Annotated in this window: 11 protein-coding genes and 2 rRNA genes; 6 read left to right on the top strand and 7 right to left on the bottom strand. The window is 74.1% G+C overall.

Translation table 11 applies throughout. The annotated features are described in order from the left end of the window. The first annotated feature begins 304 nt into the window (after nt 1-304). Entirely contained in the window at nt 305-1027 is a 723-nt protein-coding gene (locus tag ACIG5E_RS12215; RefSeq protein WP_396533251.1) for a ComF family protein, read from the top strand. Between the two features lie 62 nt (nt 1028-1089). Here the strand turns inward: ACIG5E_RS12215 and ACIG5E_RS12220 are convergent, their stop codons facing one another. The 3 genes from ACIG5E_RS12220 to mtrA form a co-directional block, all read right to left on the bottom strand. Next, complete coding sequence (locus ACIG5E_RS12220; RefSeq protein WP_396533271.1) at nt 1090-2928, bottom strand: LpqB family beta-propeller domain-containing protein; 1839 nt, start codon at nt 2926-2928, stop codon at nt 1090-1092. A gap of 28 nt (nt 2929-2956) precedes the next feature. Beyond that, entirely contained in the window at nt 2957-4939 is a 1983-nt protein-coding gene (gene mtrB / locus ACIG5E_RS12225) for an MtrAB system histidine kinase MtrB (protein WP_396533252.1), read from the bottom strand. A 124-nt stretch (nt 4940-5063) separates the two neighbouring features. After that, nucleotides 5064-5741 (bottom strand): MtrAB system response regulator MtrA, encoded by a 678-nt coding sequence (mtrA, locus tag ACIG5E_RS12230; protein WP_030283937.1) that lies wholly within the window; start codon nt 5739-5741, stop codon nt 5064-5066. A gap of 287 nt (nt 5742-6028) precedes the next feature. On the opposite strand from mtrA, the gene ACIG5E_RS12235 reads away from it, so the two are divergent. The 5 genes from ACIG5E_RS12235 to ACIG5E_RS12255 all read left to right on the top strand — a co-directional run bounded on the left by ACIG5E_RS12235 (nt 6029) and on the right by ACIG5E_RS12255 (nt 11519). Then, nucleotides 6029-7183 (top strand): hypothetical protein, encoded by a 1155-nt coding sequence (locus ACIG5E_RS12235; RefSeq protein ID WP_396533253.1) that lies wholly within the window; start codon nt 6029-6031, stop codon nt 7181-7183. A gap of 5 nt (nt 7184-7188) precedes the next feature. Next, the gene (locus tag ACIG5E_RS12240; RefSeq protein ID WP_396533254.1) at nt 7189-7896 is read left to right on the top strand and encodes a DUF4129 domain-containing protein; all 708 of its coding nucleotides are present in this window, start codon (nt 7189-7191) and stop codon (nt 7894-7896) included. Then, the gene (locus tag ACIG5E_RS12245; protein ID WP_396533255.1) at nt 7893-9110 is read left to right on the top strand and encodes a DUF4350 domain-containing protein; all 1218 of its coding nucleotides are present in this window, start codon (nt 7893-7895) and stop codon (nt 9108-9110) included. The genes ACIG5E_RS12240 and ACIG5E_RS12245 overlap by 4 nt, the downstream gene beginning before the upstream one ends. A gap of 26 nt (nt 9111-9136) precedes the next feature. Continuing rightward, nucleotides 9137-10132 carry an AAA family ATPase gene (locus ACIG5E_RS12250; RefSeq protein WP_396533272.1) on the top strand — a complete coding sequence of 332 codons (996 nt, stop codon included), beginning with the start codon at nt 9137-9139 and terminating at the stop codon, nt 10130-10132. Nucleotides 10133-10208: 76 nt separating this feature from the next. Next, complete coding sequence (locus ACIG5E_RS12255; protein ID WP_396533256.1) at nt 10209-11519, top strand: DUF58 domain-containing protein; 1311 nt, start codon at nt 10209-10211, stop codon at nt 11517-11519. A 3-nt stretch (nt 11520-11522) separates the two neighbouring features. Here the strand turns inward: ACIG5E_RS12255 and ACIG5E_RS12260 are convergent, their stop codons facing one another. The 4 genes from ACIG5E_RS12260 to ACIG5E_RS12275 form a co-directional block, all read right to left on the bottom strand. Further along, a complete protein-coding gene (locus ACIG5E_RS12260; RefSeq protein ID WP_396533257.1) occupies nt 11523-12680 on the bottom strand; it encodes an RNA polymerase sigma factor in 1158 nt (385 codons plus the stop codon). Between the two features lie 13 nt (nt 12681-12693). After that, nucleotides 12694-13113, bottom strand: a complete 420-nt coding sequence (locus tag ACIG5E_RS12265; RefSeq protein WP_396533258.1) for a YciI family protein — start codon at nt 13111-13113, stop codon at nt 12694-12696. 167 nt (nt 13114-13280) lie between these two features. After that, nucleotides 13281-13397, bottom strand: a 5S ribosomal RNA gene (gene rrf, locus ACIG5E_RS12270). A gap of 84 nt (nt 13398-13481) precedes the next feature. Beyond that, nucleotides 13482-13574: ribosomal RNA gene (locus ACIG5E_RS12275) — 23S ribosomal RNA — on the bottom strand; the annotation flags it as partial.

Below are 13574 nucleotides of genomic sequence, written 5' to 3' on the forward strand. Positions count from 1 at the left end.
AGCTGGACCAGCCCATCCACTGCCGGCCCCCGCCCCCGCCAGCGGCGGGAACGACTGGCCCTCATCTCACTTCCTCCCCATCAGGGACGGTTGAAACCCCCTGGAGCCTTATCGAACACCTCACAGGGAGTTTTCGCCTCCCCAGGCGAGATGGGGGGTATGACCGGATACTGCGGGCTGGCGGTCAAACTGTTGCACCCTGTCTACCCTCCTGTGGGTGAAGCAACGGTAAATACCTGGACAACGCCCCCCATACGGCGCATCCTTTGCTGACTCTCCGTGCCTGCCGCCGCCAGGAGCAGCCGTGCCACCGACCCCCTCCCCCGCCCCTCCGCCGTCCGCGAAGACACCGTTCGGCCACGCACTGGCCGGGCTGCTGGACGTCCTGCTCCCCGCGAACTGCGCGGGCTGCGGCGCCGAACGCACCCAGCTCTGCCCGGCCTGCCTGCACGCCCTGGCCACCGCCCGCCCCGGCCCCACCCTGCTGCCCTGGGCACACGCCGCCGCGCCGTACGCCGACCCGGTGCGGCAGCTGCTGCTCGCGCACAAGGAGCGCGGCGCGCTGCGGCTGGCCGGGCCGCTCGGCGAGGCGCTCGGACGGGCGGTGCGCTCCGCCCTCGGGGCCCGGGCCGGGGCCGCGCCGCTGCTGCTGGTCCCGATGCCCTCGGCCCGCGCGGCCGTGCGCGCCCGCGGCCACGACCCGACGCTGCGACTGGCCGGGGCCGCCGCCCGGTCGCTGCGCCGGGCCGGGCTGGACGCCCGGGCCGCGCCGCTGCTGCGGCACGCCCGCCCGGTCGCCGACCAGACCGGGCTGAACGCCGCCGAGCGGCGGCGCAACCTGCACGGCGCGCTCACCGTCCTGCCGCGCGCCCGCCGCGGCCTGGCCGGCCGTCAGCCGGTGCTGGTGGACGATCTGGTGACCACCGGGGCGAGCCTGGCCGAGGCCGCCCGGGCGCTGGCCGACGCCGGACTGCCGGCCCGGGCCGCCGCCACGGTCGCGGCCACCGCGGTGCAGCCGGCGGGCTGAGGCCCGGCCGGCGGCCCGTCAGCCCGCCCGTCAGCCCGTCAGCCCGTCAGCCCGCCCGGCGATCAGCCCACGTAGAAGTACGAGCGGGCCTTGTCCACCAACTGGGCTTCCCGCCACTGGTTGTTGACCAGCCGGTAGACCGTCCCGCCCGCCACCGCGAGCACCGGCCACGGCTGGGCCAGGAGGTACCCGCGGGACTCCGCGGCCGAGATGGACTGCGGGGAGGACGGCAGGCCGTTGCCGGTCTGCAGCTGACTGTCCGTGCTCTGCGAGCCGTCGGTGCTGATGTAGTACAGCTGCTGGGGGCGGTCGGCCTCCTTGCCGAGCACCAGCAGCTGGTCGGCCTCCGTCCAGGACACCGAGGTGACGTCGGTGAGCGAGAGGGCCCCCGGGCGCGCATTGGTGATCCGCACGGTCGGCGCCCCCGGTGTGCCGTCGTGCTCCACCAGTCCGAACATCAGCGAACTGCCAGTCACACCGGGCGACTTGACCACCAGCGCGATCCGGGCGCCGTCCGAGGAGACCTTCACCGCCTGCACCCCCTGCACCGGTTGCCCGCGCAGATCGCTGACCGGCACGGTGTACGTCCTGCCGCCGCGCACCATGACCACCCGCGGGGCCTGCGGATCGCGGTCCACCACCCAGAGGTCGCCGCGGCCGTCCCAGGTGGGCGAGGCCAGGCCGTCGTCCTTGGCGCCCTTCACCGGCGAGCTGAGCACCGGCTCGGGCATCGCCACCGTGCCGGCGGCCAGCGGCACCGAGTAGAGCTGGTGGCCGTCGTCCGAGAGCGCGGCGGCCTGGGAGCCGTCCCGGCTGACCGCGACCGTACCCAGCTGGGGCACGCCGTTCGCGTGCGGTTTGCCCAGCACCCCGGGCACCGGGTCGCCGCTGCGCCCCTCCTCGGCCACCATCAGCGCGCCGTTGTCCGCGCGCTGGTAGTACTGCTGCGGGGGCACCCGGCCGGCCAGCGCGCCGGGGCCGACGGCCTGGTCGTCACTGCGGCTGGCCGTGCAGGAGCCGCCCTGCCCCTTCAGTTCCAGCCGGTCGACCTGTCCCTTCCCCTGGTCGGCGAAGGTGTAGTAGAGCTGGGTCGCCATCCGGCGGCAGGCCGCCGCATCGCCCAGGTCCGTCCCGCCGAGCTGCACGTGGGCGATCCGGCTGTCGTCGATGGCCACCTTGTCGACCGTGGTGCCGCTCGGGAAGGCGGTCCGGACCACCGGCGCGAGCCAGTGGGAGGGCCCCGCGACCAGCGCGTTGGCGGCCGCGGTCAGCGGGTCGGTTCGGCGCCGCAAGTAGATCGGGTCGGCGACCAGCACGTCCTGGCCGCCGGAACCGGAGCCGGGGACGGACGGGTCGGGGGCGGTGTAGAAGAAGCGCTCGACCTGCCGGAAGCTGTTCCGGAAGTTGGTCTCGTTCATGATCACGCCGGCCGGCAGCTTGGCGATCCGCCACTCACCGTCCTCCCGCGTGAAGGTGAAGTCGAGGACCTTGTTGTTCTGCCCCGACACCAGCAGGTACGAGCGCTTCTCGTCGACCGTGGCCACCAGCTGCCCGGACACCGTCTCGGAGTACTCGGTGTCCTTGTCGGTGACGACCTGGTCGGGCGCGATCTGCGTGGCGGAGAGCACGAGGATGCCCGCGTCCGGGTTCCAGGTCGCGGCGGCGTGCTCGGTGAGGTACTTGCGCGCGGTCTCGTACCCCTCGTCCGCGGTCACCGCGTCCAGGAAGCCGGTCAGCAGCTCACGCGGTTTGGCGCCCTTGGCGGGCGCCACCGGGAACACCCTGGCCTGCAGGTTCTTGTCGGCCGAGCCCTGCGACAGCTCCACCTTGGTGATGCCGCCGGAGTCCGGCATGGCCGCGCAGCCGCTCGCCACCAGGGCGCCGAGCACCACGCCGGCCACTGCCAAGAGCCGCGGCGCAGGGCCGGTCCTAGTCCTGTTGCTCGTCCTTCGCACGCTGCGACCCCTCCAGGTCCGTCCCACCCGTCGCGTCCGGTTCCGCCGTCCGCTGTGCCACCGACGGCCGTCCCGGCGTCGGGTCCACCATGACCTGGGCGCCGGTGGCGCCGTAACCGGCCCCCGCCGTGCGCACGTCCGAGGGGTCCGAGCGCGGCCCCTCCGGCAGCCGGTTCCGGCCCAGCCCGGGGCCGATGTTCAACACTCCGCCGAGGCCGCTGCCCAGCCCGTTGCCGGCCCCTTCCGGCGCCTCGCCCGGCTCCTCGACGGCGGCCATGGCCGTCGAACCGGTCGGGGCGATCGCCCGGCGGTACGGCGTGCCGTACGCGCCCAGGCCCCGGTTGTTGCGGGAGTCCTCCGGCTCCAGCCGGAACGGCGCCCGGTTGATCTCGCCGCCGCGGGTGCGCGGCAGGGTGAGCCGGAAGTGCGAGCCGCCGCCGGGCTCGCCCCAGGCCTGGAGCCAGCCGCCGTGCAGGTGGGCGTCCTCGACCGCGATGGACAGGCCCAGGCCGGTGCCGCCGGTGGTGCGCACCCGGGACGGGTCCGCCCGCCAGAAGCGGTGGAACACCCGGGACGCCTCGCCCGGCTTGAGGCCGATGCCGTAGTCGCGCACGCCGACCGCGACCGCGCCGTCCGCCGAGCCCAGCCGGACCACCACGTCGCGGCCCTCGCCGTGCTCCAGCGCGTTGACCACCAGGTTGCGCAGGATGCGCTCGATCCGGCGGGAGTCCACCTCGGCCAGCACCGGCTCGCCGTCGCCGCGGATCACCACGGTGCTGCCCTTGGCCTGGGCCAGCGGGTCGGCGGCCTCCACCACCCGGCCGACGATCTCGCGCAGGTCGACCGGCTCGGCGTCCAGGATCGCGGCGCCGGCGTCGAAGCGGCTGATCTCCAGCAGGTCGGCGAGCAGCGACTCGAAGCGGTCCAGCTGGCCCTGCAGCAGTTCCGCCGAGCGGGCCGCCATCGGGTCCAGGTCCTCGCGGCTGTCGTAGATCAGGTCGGCGGCCATCCGGACCGTGGTCAGCGGGGTGCGCAGCTCGTGCGAGACGTCCGAGACGAAGCGCCGCTGGACCCGGGACAGCTCCTCCAGCTGGCGGATCTGCGCCTGCAGGGCGTTGGCCATCCGGTTGAACGACTCCCCGAGGCGGGCGATGTCGTCCGTCCCGGTCACCTTCATCCGCTCTTCCAGGTGCCCGTCGGCGAGCCGCTCGGAGATGCCGGCGGCCATCCGCACCGGGGTGACGACCTGGCGCACCACGACCCAGGCGATGCCGCCCATCAGGATCACCACGAACACGCCGGCGGTCGCCAGGGTGCCGGTGATCAGGTTGAGGGTGTCGGTCTCCTGGCCGAAGGAGAACACGTAGAACAGCTGGTAGCTGGTGTTGGCCGGGCCGACGAACTGCATGCCGAGGGCCAGTCCGGGCTCGCTCTTGCCGCCGGCCTCGGGCGAGCGGTGGATCCGGGTCGGCTGGTCGAACATCTGGCCGGGCTCTTCGATGAGCTTGGCGCGCAGGGTGTCCGGGACGCTGCTGGGCTGGATGTCGCCCGAGTAGCGCGGCGCGAAGCCGGCGCTGTCGGGGACGACCGTCCCGGTGCCGGGGGCCATCGCGATCACCGAGTAGACCGTCTGCCCGCTCGCGGCCAGGTCGTTGACCTGGCGCAGCAGCCAGGTGCCGGTCTCGGCGGTGGTCGGGTCGACGGCGCCCCGCAGGTTCTGGTCCCGGGCCTCGTCGATCTTCTTCTGCTCGACCTGGAAGCCGATCCGGGCCTGCGCCCGGGCGGCGTCGATCTTGGTGTCGAGCAGGCCGTTGCGCACCTGTGCCACCACGACCACACCCAGCACCAGGACCACCGCGATGGAGGCCAGCAGGGACACCGCGACCACGCGCACCTGGATCGACCGGTGGTACAGCACGGCCACCCGGCGCGCGGGGCGCCGGAGCTGACGCTTCATCAGGCCGAACACTCCGGAGGGGCCGCGACGGCGGCGGGTGGTCGAACTCAGCACGTCCCCGCGCACGGCCCCCGCCCCGTCGGTCGCGGAACCCGACGGGGTGCCCTCAGCCCGGTCCGTCACGTCAGCTGGGTCCGGCCTTGTAGCCGACGCCGCGGACGGTCACCACGATCTCGGGGCGCTCCGGGTCCTTCTCGATCTTGGAGCGCAGTCGCTGCACGTGGACGTTGACCAGGCGGGTGTCCGCCGCGTGGCGGTAGCCCCAGACCTGCTCCAGCAGCACCTCGCGGGTGAACACCTGCCAGGGCTTGCGGGCCAGCGCGACCAGCAGGTCGAACTCCAGCGGGGTCAGCGGGATGCTGCGCCCGTCCCGCTTCACCGAGTGGCCGGCCACGTCGATCACCAGGTCGCCGATGGTCAGCTGCTCGGGCGTCGGCTCCTCGGCGCGGCGCAGCCGGGCGCGGACCCGGGCCACCAGCTCCTTGGGCTTGAACGGCTTGGTGACGTAGTCGTCGGCGCCGGACTCCAGGCCCACCACCACGTCGACCGTGTCCGTCTTCGCGGTCAGCATGACGATCGGGACGCCGGACTCCGCCCGGATCTGCCGACACACGTCAATGCCGTCCCGGCCGGGCAGCATCAGGTCGAGCAGGACCAGATCGGGCTTGCTCTCCCGGAACGCGGCTAGCGCCTTGTCCCCATCCGCGACGAAAAACGGCTCAAAACCCTCACCACGCAGCACGATGCCGAGCATCTCGGCCAGTGCGGAGTCGTCATCAACGACGAGGACGCGTCCCTTCATGCGTCCATCTTCTCATTACCGGATTGTGACCTGCCGCACAGCAGTGCCAATGCTCCACAACGGCCAACTCGCAGGCCGTCGAATTCCGGCCATACCGGGCGAATAGCCCTAGCCGGAGCGCCTCCGAACGGTCCGGAACCCGTCGTCCGACCCCCCGGCGGGCCCCGTTGCCGATCAGCAACCGGATACCCCTGGGGCGTCTCCGGACCCCATGGCACGATGGGCGCTGCGCGCGGGCGAAAGATCCGCCCGGATCCGCGCCCAGGACGCCCCTCCGAGGAGCAGTGATGACCGACACTCCGGGCTGGGCCTCGCCCAGCTCGTCCGAGCCGCCCCGCGACGGCGTCCGGCCTCCGGCCGACGCGCCCGCCGCCGTGCCCGGGCCGTCGGCACCCCCTCGGACCACCCCCGGCTGGGGCGCCCAGTACGGGCAGCCGAACCGCGGCGGGCAGCCGCCCGGCCGCGACCCGTACGGCTGGAACGCCGCACGCAGCCCCCGGCCCGGCGTCATCCCGCTGCGCCCGCTCAGCGTCGGCGAACTGCTCGACGGCGCCGTCACCACCGTCCGCCGGCACTGGCGCACCGCCCTCACCCTCTCGCTCGGCATCGCCGTCGTCGACCAGGCCGGCACCTTCGTCGCCGAACTTCTGGTCAAGGGCCGGACCGGCGCCTCCACCCAGCTCCTCACCCTGCTCGTCAGCCTGCCGCTGACGCTGCTGCTCGACGCGCTCGCCGTCGCACTGCTCACCATCGTGGTCAGCCGCGCCGTCCTCGGCCGGTCGGTGACCGCCGGGGAGGCCTGGCGCGACGCCCGCCCCCGGCTGCTGCAGCTGCTCGGGCTCACCGTGCTCACCACCCTGATGAGCGGCGGCGTGGTGCTGCTCGGCTTCACCCCGCTGCTCGGCTACCGGGCCGGCGGCGCCGACGCCCCCGCGACCGTGTCCCTGCTGTTCCTGGTCGGTGTGCTGACCCTGCCGGTCGGCCTCTGGCTGCTGGTCCGCTACAGCCTGGCCGCCCCCGCGCTGATGCTGGAGAAGCAGGGCGTGGTGACGGCGCTGTCGCGCTCGCGCCGACTGGCCCGCGGCTCCTGGTGGCGGATCTTCGGCATCGTCCTGCTGAGCCGGCTCCTGGCCGGGATCGTCGGGGCCACCCTGGTCATCCCGTTCCGCTTCATCGGCCTGGTGCTGGGCTTCGGCTCGATCGACCGCTTCGGCGACTCCTCCCAGCAGTCCATCGGCATGATGGTGCTGACCGCGATCGCCGGGATCATCGCCTCCTCGCTGACCACCCCGTTCCTGGCCGCCGTCGGCGTGCTGGTCTACATCGACCAGCGGATCCGCCGCGAGGCCCTGGACATCGAGCTCGCCCGCGCCGCCGCGACGCCCGAGCAGGGCGGCACCGGCGGGAGCGGCCAGGCCGACCAGACTCCGGCGAGGCACTGAACCGGATGCCTATCTGGGGGGACAGGCTCCTCGCCGCCGCCGGCGCCCCGGTCACCGTTCCGCGTGACCCGGCCCGCGACGCCGCCCGCGACGAGCTGCTCAACGCCGAGTACCACAAGAACGACCCGAGCGTCCTGGAACGCGTCGTCAACTGGATCTGGGACCACATCGACCGCGCCATGGGCAGCATCTCCGGCGACGGCACCGACGGCACCACCGGACTGGTGCTCTTCCTGATCGTCGCCGCGGTGATCGGCGCCGCCGTCTGGTGGCGCCTCGGCGCCCCCAAGCGCGCCGCCCGCACCGTCCTGGGCGTGTACGGCTCCGACGGCCCGCGCAGCGCCGACCAGTACCGCGCGGACGCCGCCGGGCACGCCGCCGCGGGCCGCTGGTCCGAAGCCGTCCGCGAGCAGATGCGCGCACTCGTCCGGGCCCTGGAGGAGCGCACCCTGCTCGACGCCCGCCCCGGCCGCACCGCCGACGAGGCCGCCGCCGAGGCCGGCCGGGCCCTGCCCGAGCACGCCGCCGCGCTGACCGCGGCCGCCCGTACCTTCGACGACGTCGCCTACGGCGAGCGCACCGCCGACCAGGCCGCCTACCGGCTGCTGCTGGACCTCGACCGGACGCTGGAACGCACCCGGCCGGTCCTCGCCCACGCCTCCGCGGTGGCCGCCGCCCCGGCCCCGACCTCGACCCCGGGAGGAGCGGCATGACCAGCCCCGCCCCGGCTCCCCCCGCCGCCGAACGACCCGCCGACGCCGCGCCGACCAGCCTCGCCCCCACCGGGCGCGGCCTGGCCCGCCGGGCCCGCTGGTACCTGGTCTTCCTCGCCGTCCTGCTGGTCGCCGCCGTCGGCATCGCCGTCCTCAACCGCGGCCACCGCTACCCGCCGATCGACCCACGTTCGTACGACGCCGACGGCGCCCACGCCGTGGTCGCGCTGCTCGAACACCAGGGCGTCAAGGCCGAACTCAGCACCGACCCCGCGGCCGCCGCGAACGGCGCCGACACCCTGGTGCTGCCCGAACCCGACCTGCTCAGCCCGGCCCAGCTGCGCGCCATCGCCGCCGCCCGGCACCAGCGGGTGGTCCTGATCGCCCCGGGCCCGGCCGCCCTCAGCGCCCTCGCCCCCGGCATCCGCGCCGCCGACGAGGCCGGCGGCGTCCCCTTCGCGGCCGTCCGCGGCAGCCAGCCGGACTGCTCGCTCCCCGAGGCCGTCCGGGCCGGCAGCGCCTCCATGGGCGGCATGCTCTACACCAGCGGCAGCCGGGGCGACGGCTGCTACCCGCGTAGCCACGACTACCCGCTGGTCCGCACCCCGAACGGGGGCGGCGACGTCATCGTGCTCGGCAGCGGCCAGTTCCTGCGGAACGACGAGCTCGCCAAGGACGGCAACGCCTCGCTCGCGCTCGGCCTGCTCGGCTCGCAGCCCCGCCTCACCTGGCACCTGCCCGACTACACCGCGCCGGTCGCCGAGGGCACCCAGCGCAAGTCCTTCGGCGACTACATCCCCAAGGGCTGGCACTGGGCCCTCTACCAGCTCGCCGTCGCCGCCGTGCTCGCCGCCCTCTGGCGCGCCCGCCGGCTCGGCCCGGTGGTCAGCGAGGACCTGCCCGTGGTGGTCCGCGCCGCCGAGACCACCGAGGGCCGCGCCCGCCTCTACCGGCGGGCCAAGGCCCGCGGCCGCGCCGCCGAGGCCCTGCGCCGCGCCGCCGCCCACCGCCTCGCCCCCGCCCTGGGCGTCCCGCTCCAGGCCGGCGCCCCCGAGCCGGAAGCACTCTGCGCGGCCGTCGCCGGCCGCCTCCCCGAACGACCCGCCGGGGACGTCCGGGCCCTGCTCTACGGCCCGCCCCCGACCGACGACGCCGCGTTGCTGCGGCTCGCCGACGACCTCGACGCCCTCGAAAGGCAGGTACGGAACCCGTGACCGAACAGGCGACCGCCCAGCTCCGCATCACCCCCGGCACGGCACCCGCCACCCCCACCACCGACCCCCGCGTCACCGACCCCCGCGCCGCGCTGACCGCCCTGCGCGCCGAGATCGGCAAGGCCGTGGTCGGCCAGGACGCCGCCGTCACCGGCCTCGTGGTGGCGCTGCTCTGCGGCGGCCACGTGCTGCTGGAAGGCGTCCCCGGCGTCGCCAAGACCCTGCTGGTCCGCACCCTCTCCACGGCGCTCAGCCTGGAGACCAAGCGCATCCAGTTCACCCCCGACCTGATGCCCGGCGACGTCACCGGCTCGCTCGTCTACGACGCCCGCACCGCCGAGTTCTCCTTCCAGCCCGGCCCGGTCTTCACCAACCTGCTGCTCGCCGACGAGATCAACCGCACCCCGCCCAAGACCCAGGCCGCCCTGCTGGAGGCCATGGAGGAGCGGCAGGTCACCGTGGACGGCGAGCCCCGCGCGCTGCCCGTCCCGTTCCTGGTCGCCGCGACCCAGAACCCGGTCGAGTACGAGGGCACCTACCCGCTGCCCGAGGCCCAGCTCGACCGCTTCCTGCTCAAGCTGATCCTGCCGCTGCCCGACCGCGACCAGGAGTTCCAGGTCCTGTCCCGGCACGCGTCCGGCTTCGACCCCAAGGACCTCGCCGCCGCCGGCGTCCGCCCGGTCGCCGGGCCCGAGCACCTCGCCGCCGCCCGTGAGCAGATCGCCAAGCTGACCGTCTCCCCCGAGGTCCTCGCCTACATCGTCGACCTCTGCCGGGCCACCCGGCAGTCCCCGTCGCTGTCCATCGGCGTCTCCCCGCGCGGTGCCACGGCCCTGCTCGCCGCCTCGCGCGCCTGGGCCTGGCTCGCCGGACGGGACTACGTCACCCCGGACGATGTCAAGGCACTCGCCCTGCCCACCCTGCGGCACCGCGTCGCGCTGCGCGCCGAGGCCGAGATGGAGGGCGTCACCGCCGACTCCGTCATCCAGGCCGTCCTCGCCCAGACGCCCGCCCCCCGCTGACCCACGCCCACCGGCGTACCGGGCTTCCGAAACCACGGCCCTCTCCGACCACGGGCTTCCGAAGGAGCGCACCCGCATGGCCCTCACCGGGCGAACCGCCCTGATCGCCGCGCTCGGCGCGCTCTTCGTGGGCCTCCTGCTGCCCTCCTGGGCCGGAATCGGGGCCGTCACCGGCGCGGTCCTGCTCGCCGTCCTTGCCGACCTGGTGCTCGCCGCCCCCGTCCGCAGCCTGCGGATCGTCCGGGGCGGCGCCACCACCGTCCGGCTCGGTGACACCGCCTCCGTCGAACTGACCGTCACCAACACCTCCGGGCGGCCCCTCCGGGCCCTGATCCGCGACGCCTGGGCCCCCTCCGCCTGGCGTCCCGGCACCGCCGAGACCTCCTCCCGGCACACCCTCGCCGTCCCCGGCGGGGAACGGCGCCGGGCCGTCTCCGTGCTCACCCCGAGCCGCCGCGGCGACCACCACGCCCACCGGGTGACGGTCCGTTCGCTCGGCCCGCTCGGCCTGGCCGGCCGCCAGGGCTCCCACCACGTCCCCTGGACGGTCCGCGCCCTCCCCCCGTTCCACAGCCGCAAGCACCTGCCCTCCCGGCTCGCCCGGCTTCGCGAACTCGACGGCCGCACCTCGGTGTTGACCCGCGGCCAGGGCACCGAGTTCGACTCGCTGCGGGAGTACCTGCCCGGCGACGACGTCCGCTCCATCGACTGGCGCGCCAGCGCCCGCCGCCACACCGTCGCCGTCCGCACCTGGCGCCCCGAACGCGACCGGCACATCCTCGTCGTCCTCGACACCGGCCGCACCTCGGCCGGCCGAGTCGGCGACGCCCCCCGCCTGGACGCCGCCCTCGACGCCGCCCTGCTGCTCACCGCCCTCGCCACCCGCGCGGGCGACCGGGTCGATCTGCTCGCCCACGACGCCCGCAAGCGCGCCGCCGTCATCGGCAGCTCGCCGAGCGAGATCCTGCCGGCCTTCACCAACGCGATGGCCCTGCTGGAGCCGGCGCTGCACGAGACCGACATGCGCTCCCTGGTCTCCACCGCGCTCAAGATGGCACCGCACCGCTCGCTGATCGTCCTGCTCACCGGCCTCGACGCGGCCCCCGTCGAGGACGGCCTGCGGCCGCTGCTGCCGCTGCTCACCAAGCGCCACGAGGTCGTCCTCGCCTCGGTCGCCGACCCGCACCTGGACGTGCTGGCCGCCGGCCGCGGCACCGTGGAGGCCGTCTACGGCGCCGCCGCCGCCGAACAGACCCGCGCCGACCGCCGCCACACCGCCGACCGCCTCACCCGGCACGGCGTCACCGTCCTCGACGCCCCGCCCGCCCAGATCGCCCCCGCCCTGGCGGACACCTACCTGGCGCTCAAGGCCGCCGGCCGGCTCTGAACCTCACTCCCTCCCACGGCCGTTGAGCCGCACGTTGAGCCGGGCCGCCTGGCGCGTCAGGTGATCGCGCTCGGCAAGGTTCGACGCCCGACGGGCCGCCTCGACGTACAGCCGGGCCGCCGTCACCAGGTCCCCGTCACGCTCGTGGAGGTACGCCGCCACCGCCGCGTACCTCGGCACGGACTCGTCCACCGCCCCCAGCGCCGCCAGCCCGGCGCGCGGCCCGTCGGCCTCACCGACCGCCACCGCACGGTTCAGCCGGACCACCGGGCTGTCCGTCAGCCGCACCAACTCGTCGTACCACTCGACGATCTGCACCCAGTCGGTCTCCCCGGCGGTGGGTGCGTCCGCGTGCAGCGCCGCGATCGCCGCCTGGGCCTGGAACTCGCCCAGCCGGTCCCGGGCGAGGGCCGCCTGCAGGATCCCGACGCCCTCGGCGATCAACCCGGTGTCCCAGCGGCTGCGGTCCTGCTCGCCGAGCGGCACCAGGCTGCCGTCGGGCGCCGTCCGGCCCGCCCGCCGGGCATGGTGTAGCAGCATCAGCGCCAGCAGCCCCGCCACCTCGGGATGGTCGATCGCCGCGGCCAGCTGCCGGGTGAGCCGGATCGCCTCGGCGGCGAGGTCGACATCGCCCGAGTAGCCCTCGTTGAAGACCAGGTAGAGGACGCGCAGCACGGTGGCGACGTCGCCCGGCTGATCGAGCCGGACGGCCGAGACGGTGCGCTTTGCCCGGCTGATCCGCTGCGCCATGGTCGCCTCGGGCACCAGGTAGGCCTGGGCGATCTGGCGGGTGGTCAGCCCGCCGAGCGCGCGCAGGGTGAGCGCGACCGCGGACGACGGCGTCAACGACGGGTGGGCGCACAGGAAGTAGAGCTGCAGCGTGTCGTCCGACGCGGCCGCCGGCCCGGGCTCCGGCTCCTGGTCGACCAGGTCCTCCCGCCGACGGCGGGCGGTGTCCGCCCGGGTCGCGTCGAGGAACTTCCGCCAGGCGACGGTGACCAGCCAGCCCTTCGGGTCCCGCGGCGGATCGCCCGGCCAGCCGCGAACCGCCTCGATCAACGCCTCCTGCACGGCGTCCTCGGCCGCCGCGAAATCCGCTCCGCGGCGGACGAGGATGCCGAGCACGGCCGGCGTGAGGCTCCGGATCAGGGAACCGTTCATCGCATGGCCCCGGTCATCGGAGATGGCACTCCGTGGTGGTCGACGGCATGGCCAGGAACGGGCGCAGTTCCAGCCACTCGTGGATCGGCTTCCCCCCGGCCCCGGGAGCGGCCGACAGCTCTCCGGCCAGCTCGACGGCGCGCTCGTAGCTGTCGACGTCGATCACCATCCAGCCGGCGATGAGGTCCTTGGTCTCGGCGAACGGACCGTCGGTGACCGGCGGACGGCCCTCGCCGTCGTACCGGACCCAGGTCCCCTCCGGCGCGAGCCCCTGAGCGTCGACGAACTCGCCGGTCTTTTCCAGCCGCGCAGCGAAGTCCTGCATGTACTTGATGTGCGCCGTGACCTCCTCCGGCGTCCACTGGTCCATCGGCGCGCAGTTGACCGCGGTCGGAGCGCCCCGGTAGTGCTTGAGCAGCAAGTACTTGGCCATCGTCTTCTCCTCGGTGCTGATGCGACCCATTGTGGCCGCGTCCACCCCGGGGACGGAGCCGGCCACGGGTTCTCGACACGGGCTGACCAAGATTTTTTCGGCCGCAGCTGACCTCGGAAATGCGAAAAGCCCCCGATCCGATGGATCGGGGGCTTTTCTGAATGATTGTTCGGCGGCGTCCTACTCTCCCACAGGGTCCCCCCTGCAGTACCATCGGCGCTGTGAGGCTTAGCTTCCGGGTTCGGAATGTAACCGGGCGTTTCCCTCACGCTATGACCACCGAAACACTATGAAACTGTCAACCGCACCAACCCGTCTGACGGGGTTGGGGTCGTTGTTTCAGAACAACACAGTGGACGCGAGCAACTGAGGACAAGCCCTCGGCCTATTAGTACCGGTCAACTCCACCCCTCACAGGGCTTCCATATCCGGCCTATCAACCCAGTCGTCTACTGGGAGCC

The sequence above is a fragment of the Kitasatospora sp. NPDC053057 genome (assembly GCF_044546945.1).
Lineage (GTDB): Bacteria > Actinomycetota > Actinomycetes > Streptomycetales > Streptomycetaceae > Kitasatospora.

Coding starts and splice junctions, on each gene's coding strand:
- mtrB (WP_396533252.1), bottom strand. CDS start 4,939: ATGAAGCGTCAGCTCCGGCGCCCCGCGCGCCGGGTGGCCGTGCTGTAC.
- mtrA (WP_030283937.1), bottom strand. CDS start 5,741: ATGAAGGGACGCGTCCTCGTCGTTGATGACGACTCCGCACTGGCCGAG.
- ACIG5E_RS12235 (WP_396533253.1), top strand. CDS start 6,029: ATGACCGACACTCCGGGCTGGGCCTCGCCCAGCTCGTCCGAGCCGCCC.
- ACIG5E_RS12240 (WP_396533254.1), top strand. CDS start 7,189: ATGCCTATCTGGGGGGACAGGCTCCTCGCCGCCGCCGGCGCCCCGGTC.
- ACIG5E_RS12245 (WP_396533255.1), top strand. CDS start 7,893: ATGACCAGCCCCGCCCCGGCTCCCCCCGCCGCCGAACGACCCGCCGAC.
- ACIG5E_RS12255 (WP_396533256.1), top strand. CDS start 10,209: ATGGCCCTCACCGGGCGAACCGCCCTGATCGCCGCGCTCGGCGCGCTC.
- ACIG5E_RS12260 (WP_396533257.1), bottom strand. CDS start 12,680: ATGAACGGTTCCCTGATCCGGAGCCTCACGCCGGCCGTGCTCGGCATC.
- ACIG5E_RS12265 (WP_396533258.1), bottom strand. CDS start 13,113: ATGGCCAAGTACTTGCTGCTCAAGCACTACCGGGGCGCTCCGACCGCG.